General features: G+C 56.9%; 32 protein-coding genes and 2 tRNA genes. 30 read left to right on the forward strand and 4 right to left on the reverse strand.

All coding sequences use genetic code 11. The annotated features are described in order from the left end of the window. Nucleotides 1-55: 55 nt before the first annotated feature. The 15 genes from JOE62_RS16725 (at nt 56) to JOE62_RS03710 (ending at nt 6,037) form a co-directional block, all read left to right on the forward strand. Nucleotides 56-373, forward strand: coding sequence for a helix-turn-helix domain-containing protein (locus tag JOE62_RS16725; RefSeq protein ID WP_204720425.1), 318 nt, complete (start codon nt 56-58; stop codon nt 371-373). Continuing rightward, on the forward strand, nt 370-651 hold the full coding sequence (locus JOE62_RS03650) for a hypothetical protein (protein ID WP_204720426.1): 282 nt from the start codon (nt 370-372) through the stop codon (nt 649-651). Before JOE62_RS16725 ends, JOE62_RS03650 begins: the two co-directional genes overlap by 4 nt. Then, entirely contained in the window at nt 648-890 is a 243-nt protein-coding gene (locus tag JOE62_RS03655) for a helix-turn-helix transcriptional regulator (RefSeq protein ID WP_121866142.1), read from the forward strand. The genes JOE62_RS03650 and JOE62_RS03655 overlap by 4 nt, the downstream gene beginning before the upstream one ends. A 50-nt stretch (nt 891-940) precedes the next feature. Continuing rightward, on the forward strand, nt 941-1,072 hold the full coding sequence (locus tag JOE62_RS16465; protein ID WP_275587944.1) for a hypothetical protein: 132 nt from the start codon (nt 941-943) through the stop codon (nt 1,070-1,072). Beyond that, entirely contained in the window at nt 1,069-1,773 is a 705-nt protein-coding gene (locus JOE62_RS03660) for a hypothetical protein (RefSeq protein WP_204720428.1), read from the forward strand. The genes JOE62_RS16465 and JOE62_RS03660 overlap by 4 nt, the downstream gene beginning before the upstream one ends. An 8-nt stretch (nt 1,774-1,781) precedes the next feature. Continuing rightward, entirely contained in the window at nt 1,782-2,267 is a 486-nt protein-coding gene (locus JOE62_RS03665; RefSeq protein ID WP_204720430.1) for a hypothetical protein, read from the forward strand. Then, nucleotides 2,264-2,593, forward strand: coding sequence for a hypothetical protein (locus JOE62_RS03670; protein WP_204720432.1), 330 nt, complete (start codon nt 2,264-2,266; stop codon nt 2,591-2,593). Before JOE62_RS03665 ends, JOE62_RS03670 begins: the two co-directional genes overlap by 4 nt. Further along, the gene (locus tag JOE62_RS03675) at nt 2,590-2,952 is read left to right on the forward strand and encodes a hypothetical protein (protein ID WP_204720434.1); all 363 of its coding nucleotides are present in this window, start codon (nt 2,590-2,592) and stop codon (nt 2,950-2,952) included. The genes JOE62_RS03670 and JOE62_RS03675 overlap by 4 nt, the downstream gene beginning before the upstream one ends. Beyond that, nucleotides 2,949-3,290 carry a hypothetical protein gene (locus tag JOE62_RS03680; protein WP_204720436.1) on the forward strand — a complete coding sequence of 114 codons (342 nt, stop codon included), beginning with the start codon at nt 2,949-2,951 and terminating at the stop codon, nt 3,288-3,290. The genes JOE62_RS03675 and JOE62_RS03680 overlap by 4 nt, the downstream gene beginning before the upstream one ends. Nucleotides 3,291-3,292: 2 nt before the next feature. Then, nucleotides 3,293-3,814, forward strand: a complete 522-nt coding sequence (locus JOE62_RS03685; protein ID WP_204720438.1) for a single-stranded DNA-binding protein — start codon at nt 3,293-3,295, stop codon at nt 3,812-3,814. Then, nucleotides 3,783-4,064 carry a hypothetical protein gene (locus JOE62_RS03690; protein WP_204720440.1) on the forward strand — a complete coding sequence of 94 codons (282 nt, stop codon included), beginning with the start codon at nt 3,783-3,785 and terminating at the stop codon, nt 4,062-4,064. Before JOE62_RS03685 ends, JOE62_RS03690 begins: the two co-directional genes overlap by 32 nt. An 80-nt stretch (nt 4,065-4,144) precedes the next feature. After that, nucleotides 4,145-4,366, forward strand: coding sequence for a glutaredoxin-like protein NrdH (gene nrdH / locus JOE62_RS03695; RefSeq protein ID WP_204720442.1), 222 nt, complete (start codon nt 4,145-4,147; stop codon nt 4,364-4,366). Beyond that, nucleotides 4,363-4,728, forward strand: a complete 366-nt coding sequence (locus JOE62_RS03700; protein ID WP_204720444.1) for a hypothetical protein — start codon at nt 4,363-4,365, stop codon at nt 4,726-4,728. The genes nrdH and JOE62_RS03700 overlap by 4 nt, the downstream gene beginning before the upstream one ends. A gap of 154 nt (nt 4,729-4,882) precedes the next feature. Further along, nucleotides 4,883-5,533 carry a DUF6349 family protein gene (locus JOE62_RS03705; protein ID WP_204720446.1) on the forward strand — a complete coding sequence of 217 codons (651 nt, stop codon included), beginning with the start codon at nt 4,883-4,885 and terminating at the stop codon, nt 5,531-5,533. Nucleotides 5,534-5,764: 231 nt separating this feature from the next. After that, a complete protein-coding gene (locus tag JOE62_RS03710; RefSeq protein ID WP_204720448.1) occupies nt 5,765-6,037 on the forward strand; it encodes a hypothetical protein in 273 nt (90 codons plus the stop codon). A 134-nt stretch (nt 6,038-6,171) separates the two neighbouring features. Here JOE62_RS03710 and istB read toward each other — a convergent pair whose 3' ends face one another. After that, on the reverse strand, nt 6,172-6,936 hold the full coding sequence (gene istB, locus JOE62_RS03715) for an IS21-like element helper ATPase IstB (protein ID WP_204719763.1): 765 nt from the start codon (nt 6,934-6,936) through the stop codon (nt 6,172-6,174). Next, nucleotides 6,933-8,174, reverse strand: coding sequence for an IS21 family transposase (gene istA / locus JOE62_RS03720; RefSeq protein ID WP_204719761.1), 1,242 nt, complete (start codon nt 8,172-8,174; stop codon nt 6,933-6,935). The genes istB and istA overlap by 4 nt, the downstream gene beginning before the upstream one ends. A 205-nt stretch (nt 8,175-8,379) precedes the next feature. On the opposite strand from istA, the gene JOE62_RS03725 reads away from it, so the two are divergent. The 5 genes from JOE62_RS03725 (at nt 8,380) to JOE62_RS03745 (ending at nt 10,986) form a co-directional block, all read left to right on the forward strand. Beyond that, nucleotides 8,380-8,781, forward strand: a complete 402-nt coding sequence (locus JOE62_RS03725; protein ID WP_204720450.1) for a hypothetical protein — start codon at nt 8,380-8,382, stop codon at nt 8,779-8,781. A 127-nt stretch (nt 8,782-8,908) separates the two neighbouring features. Further along, nucleotides 8,909-9,223, forward strand: coding sequence for a hypothetical protein (locus JOE62_RS03730; RefSeq protein WP_239543174.1), 315 nt, complete (start codon nt 8,909-8,911; stop codon nt 9,221-9,223). A 120-nt stretch (nt 9,224-9,343) separates the two neighbouring features. Next, a complete protein-coding gene (locus JOE62_RS03735; RefSeq protein ID WP_204720454.1) occupies nt 9,344-9,598 on the forward strand; it encodes a hypothetical protein in 255 nt (84 codons plus the stop codon). Next, nucleotides 9,595-10,146: a hypothetical protein gene (locus JOE62_RS03740; RefSeq protein ID WP_204720456.1), complete on the forward strand. Its 552-nt coding sequence runs from the start codon at nt 9,595-9,597 to the stop codon at nt 10,144-10,146. Before JOE62_RS03735 ends, JOE62_RS03740 begins: the two co-directional genes overlap by 4 nt. Nucleotides 10,147-10,434: 288 nt before the next feature. Then, entirely contained in the window at nt 10,435-10,986 is a 552-nt protein-coding gene (locus JOE62_RS03745) for a hypothetical protein (protein ID WP_204720458.1), read from the forward strand. A 54-nt stretch (nt 10,987-11,040) separates the two neighbouring features. Here the strand turns inward: JOE62_RS03745 and JOE62_RS03750 are convergent, their stop codons facing one another. Continuing rightward, a complete protein-coding gene (locus JOE62_RS03750; protein WP_061952045.1) occupies nt 11,041-11,301 on the reverse strand; it encodes a GlsB/YeaQ/YmgE family stress response membrane protein in 261 nt (86 codons plus the stop codon). A gap of 116 nt (nt 11,302-11,417) precedes the next feature. Between JOE62_RS03750 and JOE62_RS03755 the strand changes: the two genes are divergently transcribed. Continuing rightward, nucleotides 11,418-11,786, forward strand: coding sequence for a hypothetical protein (locus tag JOE62_RS03755; protein WP_204720460.1), 369 nt, complete (start codon nt 11,418-11,420; stop codon nt 11,784-11,786). 384 nt (nt 11,787-12,170) lie between these two features. Here JOE62_RS03755 and JOE62_RS03760 read toward each other — a convergent pair whose 3' ends face one another. Next, entirely contained in the window at nt 12,171-12,650 is a 480-nt protein-coding gene (locus JOE62_RS03760) for a DUF4145 domain-containing protein (protein WP_204720462.1), read from the reverse strand. Nucleotides 12,651-12,902: 252 nt separating this feature from the next. Here JOE62_RS03760 and JOE62_RS03765 point away from each other — a divergent pair, with 252 nt between their 5' ends. The 9 genes from JOE62_RS03765 (at nt 12,903) to JOE62_RS03805 (ending at nt 19,711) form a co-directional block, all read left to right on the forward strand. After that, nucleotides 12,903-13,457 carry a DUF7341 domain-containing protein gene (locus tag JOE62_RS03765; RefSeq protein ID WP_204720464.1) on the forward strand — a complete coding sequence of 185 codons (555 nt, stop codon included), beginning with the start codon at nt 12,903-12,905 and terminating at the stop codon, nt 13,455-13,457. Between the two features lie 203 nt (nt 13,458-13,660). Beyond that, nucleotides 13,661-13,718, forward strand: a tRNA-OTHER gene (locus JOE62_RS03770). A gap of 89 nt (nt 13,719-13,807) precedes the next feature. Further along, a tRNA-OTHER gene (locus JOE62_RS03775) sits at nt 13,808-13,880 on the forward strand. Between the two features lie 463 nt (nt 13,881-14,343). Further along, nucleotides 14,344-15,024 carry a DUF6338 family protein gene (locus JOE62_RS03780; RefSeq protein ID WP_204720466.1) on the forward strand — a complete coding sequence of 227 codons (681 nt, stop codon included), beginning with the start codon at nt 14,344-14,346 and terminating at the stop codon, nt 15,022-15,024. A gap of 229 nt (nt 15,025-15,253) precedes the next feature. Further along, nucleotides 15,254-15,625: a hypothetical protein gene (locus JOE62_RS03785; protein ID WP_204720468.1), complete on the forward strand. Its 372-nt coding sequence runs from the start codon at nt 15,254-15,256 to the stop codon at nt 15,623-15,625. A 7-nt stretch (nt 15,626-15,632) separates the two neighbouring features. Beyond that, nucleotides 15,633-16,832 carry a PBSX family phage terminase large subunit gene (locus JOE62_RS03790; protein ID WP_338085738.1) on the forward strand — a complete coding sequence of 400 codons (1,200 nt, stop codon included), beginning with the start codon at nt 15,633-15,635 and terminating at the stop codon, nt 16,830-16,832. An 8-nt stretch (nt 16,833-16,840) separates the two neighbouring features. Continuing rightward, nucleotides 16,841-17,071, forward strand: a complete 231-nt coding sequence (locus tag JOE62_RS03795) for a hypothetical protein (protein WP_204720472.1) — start codon at nt 16,841-16,843, stop codon at nt 17,069-17,071. A gap of 14 nt (nt 17,072-17,085) precedes the next feature. Continuing rightward, nucleotides 17,086-18,648 carry a hypothetical protein gene (locus tag JOE62_RS03800; RefSeq protein WP_204720473.1) on the forward strand — a complete coding sequence of 521 codons (1,563 nt, stop codon included), beginning with the start codon at nt 17,086-17,088 and terminating at the stop codon, nt 18,646-18,648. Beyond that, a complete protein-coding gene (locus JOE62_RS03805) occupies nt 18,635-19,711 on the forward strand; it encodes a phage minor capsid protein (protein WP_204720475.1) in 1,077 nt (358 codons plus the stop codon). The genes JOE62_RS03800 and JOE62_RS03805 overlap by 14 nt, the downstream gene beginning before the upstream one ends. The last annotated feature ends 128 nt before the right edge of the window (nt 19,712-19,839 follow it).

A 19,839-nucleotide genomic window follows, 5' to 3' on the forward strand; every position in this document is an offset into this window, starting at 1 on the left:
CTTTTATACATGCGCACCGCTTGTAGTCCTGCACTTTTATACATAAGCTAAGTGCATGACAGTGAAACAAACGGGTCGGCCACTGAAGTCGAACCCAGTGACGAACACCAATGAACGGATCGGGTTGACACTGCGAACCCTCCGCGTATGCCACGGCATCACGGGAGACGAAATGGCAGCAGCTTTGAAGATCAGCGCACCACTGTATTACCACTACGAGGCCGGTCGCCGGCCTATCCCGTGGGAGCGGTTGCAGCGTGCGGCTTGGGCGATTGATTGCCGGAGCCAGATCGACATCCGTCCGGAGTCCATTGCCTTGCCGAGTGAATGCGGCGGGGCAGTCCTAACAGTTGTGGAAGGAGTAGCAGCATGAGCCAGCCAATTGCACTTGAGGATCTGACCTGGCGTGAAGATGCCCTGGATCGGGTTGAAGCGTTCGCCCGGACGGGTGAGCCGTTCACCGCGGATGAAGTTCGGGACGGGTTCCGGGAACCTCACCACCCGAACCAGTGGGGCGGCATCTATACGACCTTGGCGAATCGCGGGGTCATCCATCAGATCGGCTTCCGGAAGTCGCATATGAAGTCCCGCAAGGGCAGCGTCACGGGGATCTGGCAAGGCGTGAATCACGCAGTGTTGAGGGCCGCATGAGCGAAGAAGAAGAGGAATATCTGACGGTCGCAGAACTAGCCGAGAAGCTGAAGTGCTCGATTAGCACGGTGCAGAACAACGTGCGGAAGAAGAAGTGGCCGCATAAGAAGTTTGGTCCGCGGATAATCCGGTTCACTCCGGAGCATGTGGAGCAGATCGGGGATATGGCAGAGGTGCCGGTTCTTGAGGGAAAAGAAAAGCCGCGATCCATCAAAGAGATGGTTTCGCAGCTGAACTAGGAAGCTTTGCTACTTGGCGGTTCCAAAGCATTCGTTATTTAGGAGTTTACATGAAGAAGTTCATGAAGCAATTTGAGGGGCTTCGGTTGACGGAGCGTGGCGACACCACGTTCGTTCTGATGATCGGTGTCGCGTTCTTCGGAACTCTGCTGGCTGCTGACTTCGTTGGCGGTGTGGCATGAGCGAGGACCTGAAGCAGGAGCGCATTGAAGCGTTGAAGCGTCTGCGTGAGCCGTTCGAGCCTGGGGCTATTGGCAAGCTGCCAAAGCCATACCGCAAGGATTCGCAGAAGGGTAACTGCCAGGAGTGCGGTGGCTACCACGGGTTGCCGGCGATGCACCTGGATTTCGTTGGCCACGCTGCTCTGACTGATCGCCTGTTGCAGGTGGATCCGGAATGGCACTGGGAACCCTTGTCATTTGATCAGGTCGGCCTTCCGCAGTTCGACGGGTATGGCGGGTTGTGGATTCGCCTGACCGTGTGTGGGGTGACTCGGCTCGGCTACGGGGATGCACAGGGCAAGAGCGGGGCCAACGCTATCAAGGAAGCCATCGGTGACGCTTTGCGCAATGCTGGCATGCGCTTCGGTGCGGCGTTGGATCTCTGGCACAAGGGCGACTTGTGGGAAGCGAAGGAAGCGCGTGGTGAATTCGCGTCGCCGGATACCCCTCCGGCAAATCACCCAAACCCGGGTGGCTCTGCCGAGCCGGTGCCTGCACCGGGTGAGTCGAAGCAGGAGATTTTCGACAAGCAGCTGGCACAAGCACGAGGCAACCGGGGCCAGCTGGAAGCCCTTGGCAAGTGGGCGCGGAACAGCGGCGCGCCGGAGTCAATCATCAATCAGATCAAGGCCGCCATCGGCGAGCTGGATCAAGCAGCTTAGGAGCAGTCGTGGATAACATTCAGAAGTTTTTCGTGATGGACGCGCTGGGAAAGAAGGTTGCCGACGCGAAGAAGCCTTTGAAGGCTGAGGCTGAGAAGGAGCTGAAGGCCGGTGACCGTAAAACTGTCAGCTTTGATCTGGGTGGTGAGGAGGTCGTGCTGGGTGCGATCACTCGTACTAAGCCCCGGGCGGCTTGGAAGGTCACGAACGAGGCGGAGCTGACTGCCTGGATTGCGGAGAACCACCCGGACATGGTGGAGCAGGTGCCGGTGCCGAAGGACTGGTACGTGCAGTCGTTGCTGGCGCAGGCGGCGAAGATGGACGCGCCGGTGACTGAGGCTGGGGAGCTGGTGCCCGGGATCGAGGTTGTCACGGGTACGTCGTATGCGTCGGCGAAGCCGGAGAAGGACATGGACGAGAAGCTGGCCCGGCTGGTGGCTGGTGGGGTTATCCAGACTTCGGAGCTGTTGGCAATTGAGGGTGAAGCAGCATGATCCGGGCAGTAGACATGGGAAGCGTGTTCGCGTTGGCCAGGTATGCGGCGGAGAAGGCTAAGCCGCTGGTGGAACAGGTTCCGGGTGGGTCACTGGAAGTGCATGCTCACATCGAGGACAAGTGGTTCAGTATTCCGTGGTCGGTGTCGATTTACATTCACCGGACGTTGAATGCCGGGACTCAAGGAAAGGCCTTGGCCCCGATGGTTATCCAGGAATCTCATTTGGTCACTACCGCGGACGTTGACTCGAAGATTCAAGCACTTCGCGAAATCGTAGAACATCAGTCGTGGCCGCTGGATGACTCCGAACAGGCCGCGGCATGAGCCTGGATACTCTCAACCCCGTGAACGTGGAATCGCGGATCCGGGACATTAGCGCCCGGATCGCGAACTCCGCGAGCGTCTGCAACACCCGCTACGAAACGTTCCTCGACGCTGATCGCAACTACGATCAGGCTTTCGCCCGGGCATACATTGGGCATAACGGTCCCGCGCACGAGAAGAAGTACGCCGCAGAGCTGGCCACGGAGACGGAGCGTGCCGCCCGAGATGTTGCCGATGCTTCCTACCGGTACGCGGACCGGTTGGCGAAGGCTTTGGAGTCTGAGCTTCGGGCGTATCAGTCGATCGGTGCGAGCGTCCGGGCGATGTATGGGGTCGCTGGGCGGGGTGAAGGCTCATGAACCGGCGGCAGTTCGCGAAGTACCTGGCGCGGGATCAGCATTGCCCGTGCGGGTGCTTGGGCCGGGAGGACACGTACATTCCGCAGCACAGGATGAACCGGGGCATCGGCGGTTCGAAAGCGTTGGATCGGCCAGCGAACATCATCGTGTTGTGTTCCGAGGTGAACGGGCTGATTGAGTCCAACGCTGATCTTGCCCAGAAGGCTCGGGCGTATGGGTGGAAGTTGCAGCGGTGGCAGATCCCGGAAGAGACACCGATTTATGACAGGGCCACTGGTGAGTGGTCGATTCTCGACAACGACTTCGGTCGGATTATTCAGGAACGAAAGGCGGCCTAGCAATGGCAGGCGAGACAGTTATTACCGTGATTGGCAACCTCACGGCGGATCCGGAGTTGCGTTTTACGCCTTCGGGTAGCGCGGTTGCGAACTTCACGATCGCGAGTACCCCGCGCACGTTTGACCGGCAGTCGAACGAGTGGAAGGACGGCGAAGCGTTGTTCCTTCGGGCGAGCGTGTGGAAGGAGGCCGCGGAGAACGTTGCCGAGACTCTGACGAAGGGCATGCGCGTTATCGCCCAGGGGCGACTGCGGTCCCGTTCCTATGACACGAAGGAAGGCGAACGCCGCACCGTCATGGAGTTGGAAGTGGAGGAGATTGGCCCATCGTTGAAGTTCGCTTCAGCGAAGGTTACTCGCACCCAGCGCTCGGGTGGTGGTGGTTTCAATAACGCACCTCACCAGTCTGCACCGCAGGGCGGCGGGTACAACCAGCAGGACGTGTGGGGGCAGCAGCCTCCACAGCAGAACGCACCACAGGGAGGTGGATGGAATGGGCCAGGCAACGACGAAACCCCGTTCTAAGTCGGTGATCGTTCCCGGGTTCGGGGACAAGAAGTCTTACCACCTGCACGACATGGCATACGGGAGCATCTTAGGGATCCGGGACGCGATCGTATCGCGTAGCCAAGGGTGCTCGCAGACCACCGTCGTACTGGACCCGGCGAAGGTCGAGGGGCTGACGGATCTGCAGAAGCTGGTGTTGGCTGACGGTCAGCCTTCACCGTTCGGCGGTGTGGTTACCGGTAACACGGTGACAATTTACCGCGACTAACTGAACAACGTACGAGAGGCAGCCCTACTGCTTGGGGGCGTAGGGCTGCCTTTTGTGCACTCAAAAACAGGAGAAAAACCATGGTGAAGGTTTACACGAAACCGTCGTGTGTGCAGTGCAACGCGACGTCTAAGGCACTGAACGAGCGGGGGATTCCGTTCGAGAAGATCGACATTTCGCAGGACTTGGAGGCGTTGCAGTTCGTTCAGGGGTTGGGGCACCTGCAGGCGCCGGTCGTTGTTACTGATGATGATCACTGGTCGGGGTTCCGTCCGGACAAGATCGAGGGGCTGGCGGCGTGAGTGTTTTTCAGGCTGTGTGGCCAGTCTTGGATACGAGTATCCCGTATGAGGATTTGAAGGCTGAGGCGATCGAGGATTTGCCGAAGGTGGCACGTCGGCACAACGTGATCACGGTTGGTGAGCCGCAGGCGTACATCCGGCTTGGGAAGGATGTTCCTGGTGTTGGTGACGCGACGTTGGTGGTGATTGTGGAGTCGCCGGTTGCGCAGGTTCCGCCGGCCAGGCTCATAGACCCGAAGTATGCGCAGCCTTGCGACCGGTGCGGTGTGGAGAAAGCTGTCACCCACGGTGTTGGCGAGTATTTCTGCAAGGACTGCAAGCGGTTCGTGAAGGCCGATGGCTGGTTGGAGAACGCATCATGAGCTCCTGCAAGAAGTCATGCTGCTGGACACCGTTCCAAGTGTGCGCCACCAAGAAAGAATGCGGTTGCCATACGAGTGAACGGCCGATTTATGAACGACTGACAGCCTTTGAACTTGAGAGGGCTACCGCAGTCTTGAAGTTCAGGGGAAAACGATGACTCTAATCGACGGGCAGATGGACATCTTCGAGTTGCTGAACGATCAGCGACGTGTGGACGTCACGCACTTGGTGAATCCAGCCGGCGACGCCGGGACGTTTTTCAATCCTGGAACACCTGAAGCTTTAGAAGAAGCGCTAGAGGCTTTCCGCGAGAACCACAGAAAGCGTGGCTTCAGATGGAAAACTTACGTCGGATGGCACACCTATCACGAATCATCCGGCAGCGGGTCGGCGCACCACTCGGCCATGTATCACTCTGGGCTCCACTGCCACCACTATGTAGAGGACTGGTGCTCATGCGTGAAGTGGTACATCACACGCATGTACTGCGACGGGTGCAAATGGTGGTCAGCAATCCATGTGAGAACGAATGACGCGGTGCACGAGTTCTTAGACCACTGCTGGCCAGGATGGAGAGATCTACCCGTGATGGAAGGCAAGCAAGTTGGGTACGAAACCAAATTCGACTTCCCGGATGACTACCCGAAAGAGTTCATGGTCACCGGCGCGCCGATGCTTGATTGCCGAGGCAATAGCCGATCGGCAACGCGTGACATTCCAGGCGCAAACAAGTTCGGTGGTTACCGAGTGGCAATCACTCAGGACTGCGAAAAACACAATGACAAGAGTGTAGTCGTGCGATGACGAGGTTGCCGCGGTGCGCATGCGGGAAGGTATGGACACCAACAAAACAGCAAGCCGAGGCCATGCACAGGTTCGTGGCGGATTACAAAGGCGAAAGCATGAACGTCAACTACTACCAATGCCGGCACGGTGCCTGGCATTGGACAAGACAACGATTATGGAGGGATCACAGTGGCCTGGTTCAACGCCGATGACCGGATGCACTCGCACCCGAAGGTGCGAGCTGCAGGTTTGGAATCGATCGGTTTATGGCTCGTTTCCGGCACGTATTGCACCGATTATTTGACCGATGGGGCAGTGCCGGAATGGTTCGTTTTGTCGTGGCCGAAGGGTAAGGCGTTGGCCGGGAAATTGGTTACCGCTGGGCTGTGGGAGCCAACGGCCGATGGGTGGCAGTTCCTTTCGTGGACTGAGTACCAGCGGACTAAAGAGCAGGTCATCGAGGAAAAACGGAAGGCGGCGGAGCGGATGCGGAAAGCCCGTGAGAAGAACACCGACAAGTGAACGTGCGCCGTTTGTTCGGGCGAACGAACACCGAACAATCTTTGTTTGTTCGGGGCGTGTTCAACCTGTCAACGCTAGCTGAAAATTGACCCCCTGGCGCCAATCGAAAATTGACCCTCCCGGTCCAGTATCTTCTATACCTGCTCAGCGTTTCTCAGCAGATCCTGACGGTTCTTCACCCGGTACGAATCACCGGACAAGGACAACACTTCGGCATGATGAACCAGACGATCAATCATCGCTGAGGCTACAACATCATCGCCAAACACCTCGCCCCATCGGCCAAAAGGCATATTCGACGTGACCAGAACCGAGCCCTGCTCATACCGGTGCGCAATCAGTTGAAACAATAAATTGGCGGCTTCAGCATCAAACGGCAGATACCCGACCTCGTCGATGATCAACAACTTGTAGCGTTTCAGGCGCCGCAACTCATCGTTCAATTTCCCGCTGTGGTGCGCTGCAGCCAGACGCTGGACCCAGCCAGCAGCCGTATCAAAGAGTGTCGGATACCCTTGCTGGCAGGCCTTGACGCCCAGTGCGATGCCCAAGTGGGTTTTGCCCACGCCCGGTGGTCCGAGCAAAATCACGTTCTCAGCCTTCGGAATGAATGTCGTCGTCGCCAGATGCGCCAGGACATCACGCCTCAGCGACGGCTGGAAATCACAGTTGAAATCCTCCACGGTCTTCATTGAGGGGAAATGCGCACCGGCGATACGCAACATGGTGCCGCTGGCCTCCCGATCCGCAACCTGACGCTGGAGCACCGCGGCCAGATACTCCTCATGGGACCATCCTTCATCACGTGCCTGATCGGCCAGCTGTTTCCACGTCCGGCGGATCGTTGGCATTTTGATGGCTCTGGCCAAATGCTCAATTGTTGCTTCCAAAGAACTCATGAAGGATCTCCTAGAAAGTCATGGCCGTCCAGGCCGAAGATTTTGTCGTAGTCAGACAGCTGGCGTGAGGCGACGCCTGTGTCGTGGACGTGGCTGGCGGTGGTACGGCGGATCTTGTTGAACGCCGAGCGCAGCGTTGCAGCAACCTGCACATGCTGCGGGTCGGTAATGACTTGGTGCTTGGCCCAGCACCGTGGATGATCGGCCACCACCTGCTGGTCGCAGACCCCGATCACCCGATCCGTGGTGAGCGTGAAGTCGACAAGCCGGCCGATCATCGAAGGATGCACCGAGTAGTCGTTGCGATCCAGCCGGACATAGTAATCCCTGCTCAGCCGCATCCGTTGGCTGAAACCCGTGGCCGGTGGCATCGGCGGCAGTGCCGTCATCGCCTGCAGATCCTGCGGCAACCGGTCGATGGGCCGGCCCTGGATCGAACGGACCGTGCGCGCATTGGCTTTTGGCAGCCACGCAGCGAGTTGCTGGTTGAAATCCTGCGGGGAGGTGAACTTCCTTCCCGGCAGGAACGAGGTTTCGAAGAACTGGTTATTGCGTTCTGTTTGGCCTTTGAACTCAGGATCCCTCGGTGGAGCCAGAATGATCCTAGTTGCCAGGGTCCCGGCAAACGCTGCCGCGATTTCGGTGACTTTTCCTTTGCCGCCGATGGCAGACTCGCGGTCCCAGATCAAGGCTTTGGGAACTGCTCCCGCATCGTTGATCAAGCTCCACATCCCCGCAGTCAGGTCAGGGCCCTGCCGGCTGGGAAGCATCAGGGCGCCGAGCACTCTGGAATAGGACAGCGTCATCACCAGCACCGGAAGGATCATTGACTGGCCGAACCCGACGGGAATTCGAGGCTCGGGGAACCAGAGATCCATTTGCGCGGCTTGCCCTGGTTCGTGGACCAGCCGGTCCGCAGGGTCCACGCTCGTGTATTCCGGCCGTATCAGTGCGACGCGGTTCTTCAGCGTGGAGATGGAATTCGTCCATCCGATCCGTTCGGCGATGACCGTTGCAGGCATGCGCGGATACTCACGCAGCAGCTTTCGAATTTCTGGTTCGAAAGCGTCGGCGATGGAACCACGCTTCGCCCGTTGGTATTTTGGCGGCTCGGTGGCTGCCAATGCTGAGCGTACGGTGTTGCGTGCGATGCCAAGTCGCCGCGAGATCTCCTTGATTGGCACGCCTTCTGCTTTATGCAGCCGACGGATCTCTGCCCACTGTTCCACATTAATCACTCCCTCAGAATGACTGTTGAATGGACCGGGTGGGGTCAATTTTCAAAAGTCGTTCAAGGGTCAGTATTCAGTTAGCGTTGACACAACCGCCCAAGACCAAGACCAAGTACTTATACTCACCTCAGTCTCATGGGCTTAGTCCTTAAAATCCGTGGTTAGAAATCATCGCGTCGTTACGTCCGTAACGCGTGAGGGAGGAGACGCAATGATGAATGAAATCAATCCAAAAAATCAGATCACCGAGCTGCAGTCTCGACAGCTGGCCGCGTTCATTCATTCGATCCGGCCTGATTGGGAGGTTGCGGGGGTGCATAGGGCTTTGGGGTTTGCGCGGGGTCGTGGGTCGGTGGATGCTTTGGCGGTGGCTGCGGTTCGGGCGGCGATGGTTCCGGGGAATCGTACGCCGGCGGTGATTGGTCAGTCTGGTCCTCATTGGGTTGGGGCTTTTGTTGAGCGGCAGGGGCCGGCGCGGGAGGTGCATTGTGTGGAGCATGATGTTCCGGAGTCGCGGTGTAAGAAGTTTCATCGGCGGGTGGGTCCGCCTGATTGGTGGGAGGACTTCAGGAAGGGCAAGGCGGTGCCGCCTTTAGTGCAGGATGATGCATGATGGGTGGCAGGTCACCTGGGAGTGTTTTAGGCGCTTAGAAACGATTCTGAGCGGTTCAACGATTTAGGAGTTTTTGATGGGACGTAGTTTGCGATCGGCGAAGAATGCTGGCACGAGGATGGAACGAATGACCGCTGACTATCTCGCAGCGGCGTTGGATGATGACGGGATTGACCGGCAGATCAAGACCGGGGCACTCGACCTCGGGGATGTGCGTGGCGTGAAGATTTGGGGGCAGAGGGTGGCTGTGGAGGTGAAGAATACGGCGAAGATCAATCTTTCGGGGTGGGTTGCTGAGGCTGAGGTTGAGCGCGGGAATTTGGATGCGTTGGCTGGTGTGGTGGTGCATAAGCGTCATGGGCGTGCGGCGCCGGAGGATCAGTGGGTGACGATGACGTTGAAGGATTTTGCGGCGTTGTTGGCTGGTGCTCGTCCGGAGTAGTTTTTTGTGCCTGAAAACTTCTTGCACTGTTTCGCATTTGATTAGTGCGGAACAGTGCAGGAGTTGATATGGTGGTAGTGCTAACAAGATCGCCGGGGTTGCCTGGCAGGAGAGGAAATTATGAGCAAGAGTCTTTTGGTCGGTGTGGCTGTTTTGGCTGGTTGTGCGCCGGCTGGCCGTGTAGCGGACACCGTGCCAGTCACCGACGAGGTGAAAGCTGACCTGTTCGGCACCAGCCCCGAGTTCGAACAAGACCTTCGCGAATGCCTGGAAGCGCACCCGATCCCAGTGGATCACGCACCAGACCACCCAGCATCGGTACCACTCGCTGCGTGTGTGGCCGGGGTCTACAAGGCTCACGGCGGTGCGAAATGAGCGCCGATCTGACCCACCTACGCGCAACCCTGACCGAGCACGGCAGTCTGGACAAGTCCACCATCCTCGCGTTGATCGACCGGGCAGAAAAGGCTGAGCGTCAGTCGGCTCATGCCACTTCCGCCCTGAAAGCTCTCGCAGAACGCAACATAGGACTGACCGAGCAAAAGAGGGTCTTGAATGTTCGTTTTGATGCCATGCGAGCCGGACGTGACTCTGAGCGATCACGAGCCGACAAGAACGCAAACAAGCTCGAACAGGCTGAACAGAAGGTTGCGTCTTTGAAGTCCAAGATGGACGGCGAGAACCTGCGCTGGGTGGCATGGGAAATGGTTGAAAACTCTGGCCAGCTCGATCTGCCTGTAGTCACCTGGATAAACAGAATCTCGGATGACGAAGTTTCCATCGAAGCAGCGAAATACTTCTTCTTTGGCGGTATCTCACCGTGCATTCATCTGAACAGTGATGAACCTTTTGACATTGATGACGAGGACCGCCCCGAATGCGAGCATTGCAACCGCCGCGCCCTGGACGGTGATCAGGCATGACCGTCGTTGGACTTTCCGCGCAGGCCATCGCCTACGGAGGAAAAGACCACCCGTGGGACCCATCAGACCTGCAGCGCTGCTTGAACTACATCGACTCATGGAACATCGACACCCCCACGCTACGCAAACGCATGGCAGGAAGGTCCGTAGCTTGGGATCGACTGCTCCCAGAGTGGGACAAACTCGCATCACTGTTCCGGCAGGAAATCGAAAATCAAGGCACTTGGTGGAGCGCACCGCGCACCTATCAAGAAATGAAACGCATCCTTGCCGACGGCATAGCCTGCGATGCCTGCGATTCAACAGGGCGCGGAACCGAATGCGCCAAGTGCAAGGGCACTGGCCGGCGATCAGGTGGCCGATGCAGGGCTGAACGTTGCTACGGGGGAGCTGACTTCTGTGGCAGCTGCCGAGGACGTGGATACACCGACCGTATGGCACGAACCAACCAAGGAGAAAACAATGCCTAACCAGCCCCCGCTAAACCCGGACGCGCTCGAAGCTGTGGCTCATGAACGTTATGAGGCGAGGCGATCATTTGAAGGCCTTCCACCTTGGGAGGACTTGTTGGAAAGGAATCGAAAAGCGGAGATTAGGGGGCTAGGAAATATCGTGTCCGCTTATCTCGCCGCCGCCCAGCCAGAAGTGAACAGCGTGGAAGAACTCGACGCGCTGCCAGCAGGAACGCTAGTCAGGGCAGGCGGCCGCGAGTTCTATAAGACCTCATACATCGACCTTCCTTGGATTCTTCCCTATGGCGTAGATCGGTTTGCGAGCGGATATCTCGCCAAACATTCCAAGTTGACCGTGACGCACCGCCCGGGGATGAACGATGCCTAGGCATGGCGAACGGGGCCTCACCTCGAAAGGTAAGACCCCGTCCTGCCGCGCAAATTACGCCCTCTTGCGAGTGACCAGTCCCCAGATAATGAGGACGATCAGCGAGCCGCCGATGGCCAGCAACCAAGTTGAAAGCGACCAGAATTCGTTCACTCCGACACCGAAGATCGCGGATCCAAGCCAACCACCAACAATGGCACCAACAACACCCAGCAGTAGGGTAGCGAGCCAGCCGCCACCCTGCTCACCTGGCTTGATCGCCTTAGCGATCGCACCAGCAATAAGGCCTAAAACAATCCAACCAATGAAACCCATGACTTCCTCCTGTAGGGATCGAGTACTTCGTTCAGCATCTGGATTGAGATGCACTCGGAAAACAATACAGGTCGATGCACAGGTTTTACTAATCAGAAACATAGGAGGCGATCGTAATGGGCGCTAATGAGAAGCACGCTGCCACCTACCACGGCGGAGAATACACGCCGGATGCTGATGGCCTTCGCGACCTGTGGGTGGACTCAAAACTAGACCACCTGCCAAGAGCTGCGGGGATTCCCCTGGTTCCAACCGTGCAAGCCGAATTCAACCGCTGGCTTGAAACCGTCCGCTCCGAAGCGAAAGCAGAAGCGCTCGAAGAAGCCATCAACGCGCTCATGGCTGGACCAGAAGCCAACCTAAACCCAGACGGAACCATGCGCCCACCTCACCTGCACCGTTCGCCAATACTCAAGCGAAACCCACGACTACGAGTAGCGAATTGGCTACTCCGACAAGCCAACCAGTACAAGGAGGAACAGTGAGCAGTGGTAAATCTCGGAGTTTCGAACGTGACCCGTTACCAATCTTCCAAGCATCCTGTGCATGCGGATGGAAAGGCAACGAATGGTCGTTCAAAGCACCAGTACGCGAAGAACAGGCAGCACACCGTTGCGACAACGAGGAAACCTTGTCCTGTGAAAAACAAGGATGAAACCTGATGACTACCCCAATAGAGGCTCAACGCCTGTCGGGAGTTGACCGAGGGAAACATGTACGGTTCACCGCCGCCGGCCCACTACACCTGGTCTACGAAGGCGAAATGGTACAGGTGAAACACCTGGGCGACGGTGGAACAACCATCGTCATCCGGACAAAAGATGGCCGGCTCGAATGGGACCACGTGGATCCAGCGTCAAATTCAGAGATTACGGGGAAGGCTTTGAAGCCTTGCGCTGGCTGATCAATTCTTGCATTTTGGTGAGCTTCGCAGTTGACTCGTATACCTCGTCAAGTATGGAATCCATGAATCCCAATATGTGGTCGGCATCATCGGATGTTAGCTCTTGGTCGAAATCTCCATGAGCCATATCGTTCCCGATTGCCCTAAGAACGTGAGCAGTTTCTTTGACAAATCGGCGGACAAGTCCTTGGTCGAAAAGGTTGTCAATTTTATGGAACAGATCTCGACCACTGGCACCTTGCTCCTTACATACAGCCTCGATCACGGCTCGGCAAAGTATCGCAGTGGCCCTGTAGGCGGCAATGCTGTGAACCTTATGAGCTTCAGTAGCTGCTTCTGCAATATGCGAAGGAGAGTTTGGAAATGCCTTTTCTGAAGATGGCTGCGGGTAATACCTGTCTGGCTTACCCACGTTGTTCCAAAAACCGATCCAGGATTCCGCCATGTGCGCGTTGTACGGAGGGGCAGATTCGATTTGATACGCAATCGTTAGGCGCTTGCACATATCGCACCGTAAAGCCTGTTGGCAGAGAACGCCATCTCGTCCCATGATTTTGACGGTGATCGTCTCTCCGACTCCGCGAGGTGTGAAATGAGTTTGCTCATTGCAATTTCCGCAGAGAAAAGCTGCCATCCTAAATCCCCAATCTTGTTAGCTATCAGAATCTTCGCATGAAACATTCGGAAAGGTGAATCAATGCGTGACCTTATCCACCAACTAACCCGCACCCACTACCTCGATGGGAAAATGCAGGAATCGCTACTCGCCCAAATCGAAGGTGCAGCACAACCATGCCGTGCCGGCGGCGCATCAGGCCCAACCAGCGAGCTCAAGGTACCTGTGGATGTTGGATCCATGAGCATCCTGCAGGACATTGACTGGCATGCACGCGACTATCACTACAGCTTGTTCGGATCTGATACTGGAACACTGCCGGCGATCATCCAAGCATTCGAAACCGTGGAGCGTGAGGACTGGCAGAAGTTCTTGGAGAAGAAACTGGGGGAGTGGGCGAACAGTATTCGTTCGTACCTGAACCCGACAAAGCCACCAAGGAAAATCAACCAGCCTTGCCCCGCCTGCGGAACCTACCTGTACGGGGCAGAGCACGAGGTCGCCCTGGTCCTGTACTGCTGGGGCGAGGACGAGAAGATGCTTCCACCGGGTGAATGGCGTGCGCAGTGCCGGGTGTGCCCTGCAGTGTGGGAGGGTGAGCAGCTGGGCTGGTTGTCTAAAGCGTTATCCGCATAAAACATGCATCATCTCGCCTCAAAATAGTGCAGAACAATGCAATTTTCAGGTATAGTTAGTGGTGGTTAGGCATTCGTGTCTCCAAAATCAGCCAAGGTCTTGTTAGCACATCTCCCTTGGCGAGAAGCCCCGCGTTGCAGTAACTCACTCCGCGGGGCTTCGCCATAACTGAATAGCCCCCAAGGAACACGAGACCTGGGGGAGCGACTGTAGCTCAGCGGTAGAGCCATAGGTGCGCCGGTTCAATCCCGGCCAGTCGCACGATACTGGTTTGCTCATGGCCAGTAGAATCCCGTCACCCCCATGGAAGGGTCGGCATGGTTCCCCGCCGAATTGAAGCGGACCACCACGGCAGTAGAAGAGTCAAGGTGACAGGGCTGGCTGTAAACCGGTCCACGGTAGGTTCGATTCCTACTGCTGCCACGCTCCGGGAGTAGTGCAAATAACTGTGCCGCCGACGAGATAGGACCTCGCCGACGGCTATCGAGAGTTATTTCTTCTCTCGAACAGTAGTGGATGGGTGCTTCTTCGCGTACTTCTCGGTCACAAAGCGACCGGTCTTTGCGCTCCGGTGCACCGCACCCGAGCTCTTGGAGCTCTTCGCCACTGATCATCACCTCCTTCCGCAAGTAGGTGATGATTCTGATTCTAGTGCCGTGGCAAGACGAAAGGCTGTAGATTAAACGTGGCCAATTTTAGTCTTCGTCCTCGTTGTCAAATAGATCCTGAAAATCTCTAGGATCTATTGCATTTCGTGGCTGATACCCTTTGCCCTCAAGTATCTCTTGGATCGTTTTCTTATCAGGAAATTTGGGATCACCCGGCGACATGGGCTTAACTCCTTAACTATTCATCGTTCTGCGTGTTTTTAGATCATAATCAATGAATGCCGACAACATTCACTGCAGTAGTCATTTTTGCCGTTCTACTACTTCCTGGACTGACGTATGTATACGAAGTAGAGCGGCGCAAGGTGACACCAAAACTATCCAGCTTTCGAGAAACTTCACTCGTGCTTATGGTCAGTATGATCAATTTCGTCGTAGCTTCAGTTCTCGTCTTGATTTTCGCAGCGATGTTCCCGGGTATCGGAGAAGCCGTTGATCTGGTTCTGCGCTCCCGGGAGAGCATCCTGCTCAGCAACCCACGAGCGGCTCTTGCTTGGTTAGTTGGTTACCTTATCGTGGCCACTTTAGTGACTGGAATGTCTGCCTACTTCAACTGGTGGGGAAAGATTCGCACCTATATCACCGGACGGGAAGCGATTTTCCAAGTGGCAGGATGGGCGTTTGCCCAGAACTACAAAACTGACATGACTGAGTATGATGCGAATGTTCTGATTCGCGCAACCGTCTATCTGAAATCAGGATCCAGCATACGAGGCCAAGTTCTTGGCCATACGTCTAGCACAGAAGATGATCAGCAAGCATCCATCACATTAGGGCGACCACTTCACATCTCAGACTCAGGTGGTGCGCGTAAGCAGATTGCCGATTTAGATAAAGTCGTGATTCACTCGAACGAAATTTCCTATGTTGGTTTCGAAATAAAGAAACCTAAGATGTGATGCAAGATTCAACAACAGTTATCTTTGGTCGGAGGTCGTGAATGTGGCGGCACCGCGTAAGTACACAGACAAGCAACGCGAAGAAGCCCTCCGCCTCTACGAGCTAGAGGGGCCAACAGCAGTAGCCCATAAGCTTGGAATCCCCAAAGGGACCGTAGCTCAATGGGCGAAGCAAACAGGTACGCAAACGGTTCGCAATGAACGCACCGCGCACGCGACTGAGGCTGTCATGGTTGATAACAAGCTTCGCCGCCAGAACATTGCGGCTCGTTTGTATGACCAGGCGGAGACTACGTTGAACATTCTGGAAGCCGGTTCATTCCAAACGTTGAAGCGTGGCGAGGGCGGCGCGGAGCATTCGGCCACATTGGATTTCATTCCTTCTGCTGAACGCCGGACGCTGGTGCAGACGGTCCAGATCGCTTTGAAAACTACTCATGAGATTGATGCTCGCGATAACGACAACGGTATGACTGCTGGTAAGTCGATGTTGGAGAAGTTGGCTGAGCAGTTGGGGGCGATGCCTGTTGTCGATCCTGACGTTGGAGAGTCCGGCGGAGGCGGTGAGCCGGAGGCAGCTGCACTTCCTGCAGACGAGTAGTCATCGCGTGAATATTCTTGAGGGTGCGATTCGTTCGGGGAAAACCATTATTGCGTTGTTGCGGTGGTTCTTGTTCCTGGCGAAAGCTCCTCGCGGTGGGGAGCTGCTCATGATCGGACGCACCCGCGATAGCGTGTGGCGGAACATGGTGGCACCGATGCAGAACCCGGACTTGTTTGGCCAGCTGGCTGATCAGGTTGTGGGGAACTATGGTGCACCGACCGTGAAGATCCTGGGCCGCACGGTTCATATCATGGGTGCTTCGGATGCGAAGGCTGAGAAGGTGCTCCGTGGTATGACCGTGGCCGGCGTGATCGTTGACGAGGTAACCACGTTGCCGGAGGAGTTCTTCACCCAGCTGCTCGGACGCATGAGCGTGAAGGGTGCCCAGCTGTTCGGAACCACTAACCCGGATTCGCCGGCCCACTGGTTGAAGCGCAAGTTCCTCGACCGGATCAGCACCGGGTTGAAAGGTTGGGGGCGTTGGTCGTTCACCATCGATGACAACCCATCGTTGGAGCCTGAGTATGTGGAGTCGATCAAGTCCGAATTCACTGGGCTTTGGTATCGGCGGTTCATCCTCGGCCATTGGGTCGCAGCCGAGGGCGCTGTGTATGACATGTGGGATCCGAAGAAGCATGTGATTGGTTGGGACGCTCTCCCGCCGATGACCCGCACGCTCGCGGTCGGTATCGACTACGGCACCACGAACGCGACCAGCGCGGTCATGCTCGGCCTCGGCGTGGATAACAGCTTGTATTTCATGGACGAGTGGCGGTACGACGCTAAACAATCGCAACGCCGACTCACCGACTCCGAAATATCCGGGCGTATGCGTGCCTGGATGACCGATGACCACCACCCGCTCGGCTCACCAACCCCTGAGTGGATGATTGTTGACCCTGCAGCCGCATCGTTCAAAGTTCAGTTAGCGAACGACGGTGTTGGCAACCTGATCGACGCAGATAACAACGTGCTCTACGGCATCCGCACCATGGCTTCCGCGTTATCGGCCAACAAACTGATGATCGCTGACCGGTGCACGGGCCTGATCGAGGAAGCACCATCATATTCGTGGGATCCGAAGCAGACGGAGAAGGGCGAGGACAAGCCGTTGAAGGTCGCAGACCACAGCCTGGACGCCGCCCGGTACGCGCTGACCACGACCGAAACGAACTGGCGACCATATGTCGCCCTCGCAGCCTAGGAGCAGGAATGATCAAACTGCCAGACGGCGAACCGTACATCGCCCCACCAACAGTTGGGCGCATCGTCCACTACCAGCCGTTCCACCCGATCGCACCACTCGCTGCGATCGTCACTATGGTGCACGACAAGCACACCGTGAACCTGACCGTGCTCAACGCGGACGGCACCACGAAACCTGCTCTCAACGTCGCCTATTCCAGTATCCCGTCTGAGGGTTGCTGGTCTTGGCCAAGATAACCTAGGAGGCCACCTTGCCGTTGCCAGCCAACAACACCGTGTGGCCACCAAAACAACTCGACGCCATCACACCCAAGCTCAACGAATGGGCCGCCTGGTACGAGTCCAACACTGACAGTCTCACCACCGTGTACACGAAGCAACCCGCAAACGTACGCCGTGGTGTCCTGGGTGCGGTGAAGCGGTTCTTCTGGGGTGACACCCGCACCGATCTGACGAAGCCGGCGGAGCGGAAACTGCACGTGCCGGCGGCAGCGGACCTGTGCAAGGCATCTTCAGATCTTTTGTTCAACGAGCCACCTACCGTGACCGTTGACCATGAGAAAACGCAAGGCCGCGTGGAAGAGCTCACCGGCCCGGACTTCCACGATGCCCTCGCGAACGCTGCAGAAACCACCGCGGCACTGGGTGGTTCATTCCTCCGCATCACCTGGGACGTGGAACTAGAAGATCACCCGTTCCTCACCCACGTTGACTACGACGCAGCCCTTCCTGAATTCCGATTCGGACGGCTCGTCGCTGTCACGTTCTGGCGCGTAGTGAAAACAGACGGGCAAATCGTCCACCGGCACCTCGAACGACACGAAACCATAGACGGCATCGGTGTCATCTTCCACGGCCTGTATCAAGGTACACCAACGAACCTCGGGCAGATCATCCCACTTACCGACCACGCTTCAACAGCTGGCCTGGAAGTCGATGAAGAAGGGAAGATCAGCACCGAGTCCGAAGGTCTCGCGGTGTTCCACTGGCCGAACATGGGCCCGAATCGGTCATGGCGGAAAGACCCGCTAGGCCAATACCTCGGCCGCTCAGACTTGGACGGCCTCGAACCGCTCTTCGACGCACTAGACGAAGCCTACACATCGTTGATGCGTGACGTCCGCCTGGGCAAAGCAATGCTGGTTGTCCCCAACACCCTGTTGAATAACAACGGGCCCGGCGCCGGCGCAAGCTTTGGGCAGGACGAAATCTACTCGGGTGTGAACGCGCCCCCAGGATCCGCAGCTGACTCCAAACTGTCAATCGAGCAGATCCAATTCGACATCCGTGTGCAGGAACACGAGCAGACGATCAAGATCATCTGGGACCAGATCATCAAGTCCGCCGGCTACAGTGCACAGACGTTCGGTGACGGTGGCGACGTAGCTGTGACAGCTACGGAGGTGTTCGCGAAGGAACGCCGTTCCGGGTTGACGCAGGGCCGTAAGGGTCGTGCTGTTCGCCCGGTGCTGGAAGCCATTGTGAAAAAGCTGTTGGCTGTGGATAACCTCGTGTTCGGTTCGGGTAACGACCTGACCAAGCCAGTTGAGGTTGAGCTAGCCGACGGTGTAAAGGACGATCCTGAAGCGTTGGCACGCACCGCGCAACTGCTCGGCACTGCTTTGGCTGCGTCCATTGATACGCGTGTTCGCATGGTCAACCCGGACAAGGACGAGGACTGGATCACCGAGGAAGTGGAGCGGATCAAAGCTGAGAACCAGCTCGATTCACTAACTGACCCCGATACTCTAGGCATCGACGGTGAAGGCTTGTCCAACGAGTTTGGGGTAGAGAATGGCGATGCGACCGAATGAAGCACGTGACCTCGCTGAGCGGGTCCGTGACATTTATGTTGCTGCTGAGTCGCTGATCTTGGAGAAGCTGGCCCGGGCTGTTGCCAATACTGGTGACAGTCCGGACTGGTTGACTACTCGCCTAATGGAACAGCGTGCACTACTAAGGCAGTTGGATAGGATCCTTGCTGATCTTGACCGGCGGGTGCCTGGCGCGGTGGAGCAGGTTGTGGGGCTGGCGTATAACCGTGGGATCGCTTATGCGGTCCATGATGCGGAGAAGGCAGGCATCGAGGGTGACTTGTTCGGGCGTGTGGCTAACACTGGTGCTGAAACCGTGATCGCTCGTGCGGCGATCGAACCGTTGGGCGGGATGCGGTTGAATGTGCGACGGTGGGTGTCCGATGTTTTCAACCGGGTCACGTTGCAGGCAGCGTCTGAAGTGATTGCCGGTAACGTTACCCGGCGTGAAGCATCAGCACGATTGTTACGGACGTTGGCCGGCCAAGGCGTGAAGGGCTTCATTGATCGTTCAGGCCGCCAGTGGGAGATGGGCGCATACGCAGAGATGGCGACCCGCACCGCAACTTCTCAAGCGCTTCGGGAAGGGCACGGCGACCGGTTGTTGCACTACGGTGTGGACACGGTCATCGTGTCCGATAGCCCGGAGGAGTGCAAGCTCTGCCGACCCTATGAGGGCAAGGTGCTTTCCTTGACAGGGAACACTACCGGCAAGCTGAAGGACGGCAAGACCGTTGTCGCGTCACTCCGTGAAGCCACCAGCAAGGGCTTGTTTCATCCTGGCTGTACACACTCGTACTCGGTGTACCTGCCCGGGATCACCAAAGGCCCAGGCAGAGTGACCGCGAACCCTGAAGGTGACAAGCTACGCCAACAGCAACGCGCCTACGAACGCCGTATCCGTGGGTTGAAGCGGGAGAAGATCCTCATGCAGGATCTGGACCCTGCAGCGTCAGCGCTGGCCGGGCAGAAGCTTCGCGCCAAGCAAGAGGAATTCAAGGCGTGGCGCGAAGCAAACGGGCGTAAAGATTTGTCCTACCGGACAAACCTCAAGAGTCGTTAGTCCTTAAAAGTTCTGCAGGACTTGCACCAGTTTTGCAACGGTGGCTGTGAATCAACCAGGGACTTTTCTCTTTGAGGCATGCGCTTCAAGACCAGCGGACCGCCACAATCCTGGCACACTTCAATTTC

Origin of the sequence: Glutamicibacter nicotianae (genome assembly GCF_016907615.1) — a bacterium.
GTDB lineage: Bacteria > Actinomycetota > Actinomycetes > Actinomycetales > Micrococcaceae > Glutamicibacter > Glutamicibacter nicotianae.

Bases quoted from the DNA above. Each gene is read 5' to 3' on its own strand.
- JOE62_RS16465 (WP_275587944.1), top strand. From the start codon at position 941: ATGAAGAAGTTCATGAAGCAATTTGAGGGGCTTCGGTTGACGGAGCGT.
- JOE62_RS03795 (WP_204720472.1), top strand. From the start codon at position 16,841: ATGATCAAACTGCCAGACGGCGAACCGTACATCGCCCCACCAACAGTT.
- JOE62_RS03760 (WP_204720462.1), bottom strand. From the start codon at position 12,650: ATGGCGGAATCCTGGATCGGTTTTTGGAACAACGTGGGTAAGCCAGAC.
- JOE62_RS03725 (WP_204720450.1), top strand. From the start codon at position 8,380: ATGATGAATGAAATCAATCCAAAAAATCAGATCACCGAGCTGCAGTCT.
- JOE62_RS03805 (WP_204720475.1), top strand. From the start codon at position 18,635: ATGCGACCGAATGAAGCACGTGACCTCGCTGAGCGGGTCCGTGACATT.
- JOE62_RS03785 (WP_204720468.1), top strand. From the start codon at position 15,254: ATGGTTGATAACAAGCTTCGCCGCCAGAACATTGCGGCTCGTTTGTAT.
- JOE62_RS03765 (WP_204720464.1), top strand. From the start codon at position 12,903: ATGCGTGACCTTATCCACCAACTAACCCGCACCCACTACCTCGATGGG.
- nrdH (WP_204720442.1), top strand. From the start codon at position 4,145: ATGGTGAAGGTTTACACGAAACCGTCGTGTGTGCAGTGCAACGCGACG.
- JOE62_RS03745 (WP_204720458.1), top strand. From the start codon at position 10,435: ATGCCTGCGATTCAACAGGGCGCGGAACCGAATGCGCCAAGTGCAAGG.
- JOE62_RS03670 (WP_204720432.1), top strand. From the start codon at position 2,264: ATGATCCGGGCAGTAGACATGGGAAGCGTGTTCGCGTTGGCCAGGTAT.
- JOE62_RS03730 (WP_239543174.1), top strand. From the start codon at position 8,909: ATGACCGCTGACTATCTCGCAGCGGCGTTGGATGATGACGGGATTGAC.
- JOE62_RS03675 (WP_204720434.1), top strand. From the start codon at position 2,590: ATGAGCCTGGATACTCTCAACCCCGTGAACGTGGAATCGCGGATCCGG.
- JOE62_RS03755 (WP_204720460.1), top strand. From the start codon at position 11,418: ATGGGCGCTAATGAGAAGCACGCTGCCACCTACCACGGCGGAGAATAC.
- JOE62_RS03750 (WP_061952045.1), bottom strand. From the start codon at position 11,301: ATGGGTTTCATTGGTTGGATTGTTTTAGGCCTTATTGCTGGTGCGATC.
- JOE62_RS03690 (WP_204720440.1), top strand. From the start codon at position 3,783: ATGGGCCAGGCAACGACGAAACCCCGTTCTAAGTCGGTGATCGTTCCC.
- JOE62_RS16725 (WP_204720425.1), top strand. From the start codon at position 56: ATGACAGTGAAACAAACGGGTCGGCCACTGAAGTCGAACCCAGTGACG.
- istB (WP_204719763.1), bottom strand. From the start codon at position 6,936: ATGAGTTCTTTGGAAGCAACAATTGAGCATTTGGCCAGAGCCATCAAA.
- JOE62_RS03740 (WP_204720456.1), top strand. From the start codon at position 9,595: ATGAGCGCCGATCTGACCCACCTACGCGCAACCCTGACCGAGCACGGC.
- JOE62_RS03780 (WP_204720466.1), top strand. From the start codon at position 14,344: ATGCCGACAACATTCACTGCAGTAGTCATTTTTGCCGTTCTACTACTT.
- JOE62_RS03655 (WP_121866142.1), top strand. From the start codon at position 648: ATGAGCGAAGAAGAAGAGGAATATCTGACGGTCGCAGAACTAGCCGAG.
- JOE62_RS03705 (WP_204720446.1), top strand. From the start codon at position 4,883: ATGACTCTAATCGACGGGCAGATGGACATCTTCGAGTTGCTGAACGAT.
- JOE62_RS03685 (WP_204720438.1), top strand. From the start codon at position 3,293: ATGGCAGGCGAGACAGTTATTACCGTGATTGGCAACCTCACGGCGGAT.
- JOE62_RS03650 (WP_204720426.1), top strand. From the start codon at position 370: ATGAGCCAGCCAATTGCACTTGAGGATCTGACCTGGCGTGAAGATGCC.
- JOE62_RS03660 (WP_204720428.1), top strand. From the start codon at position 1,069: ATGAGCGAGGACCTGAAGCAGGAGCGCATTGAAGCGTTGAAGCGTCTG.
- JOE62_RS03735 (WP_204720454.1), top strand. From the start codon at position 9,344: ATGAGCAAGAGTCTTTTGGTCGGTGTGGCTGTTTTGGCTGGTTGTGCG.
- JOE62_RS03680 (WP_204720436.1), top strand. From the start codon at position 2,949: ATGAACCGGCGGCAGTTCGCGAAGTACCTGGCGCGGGATCAGCATTGC.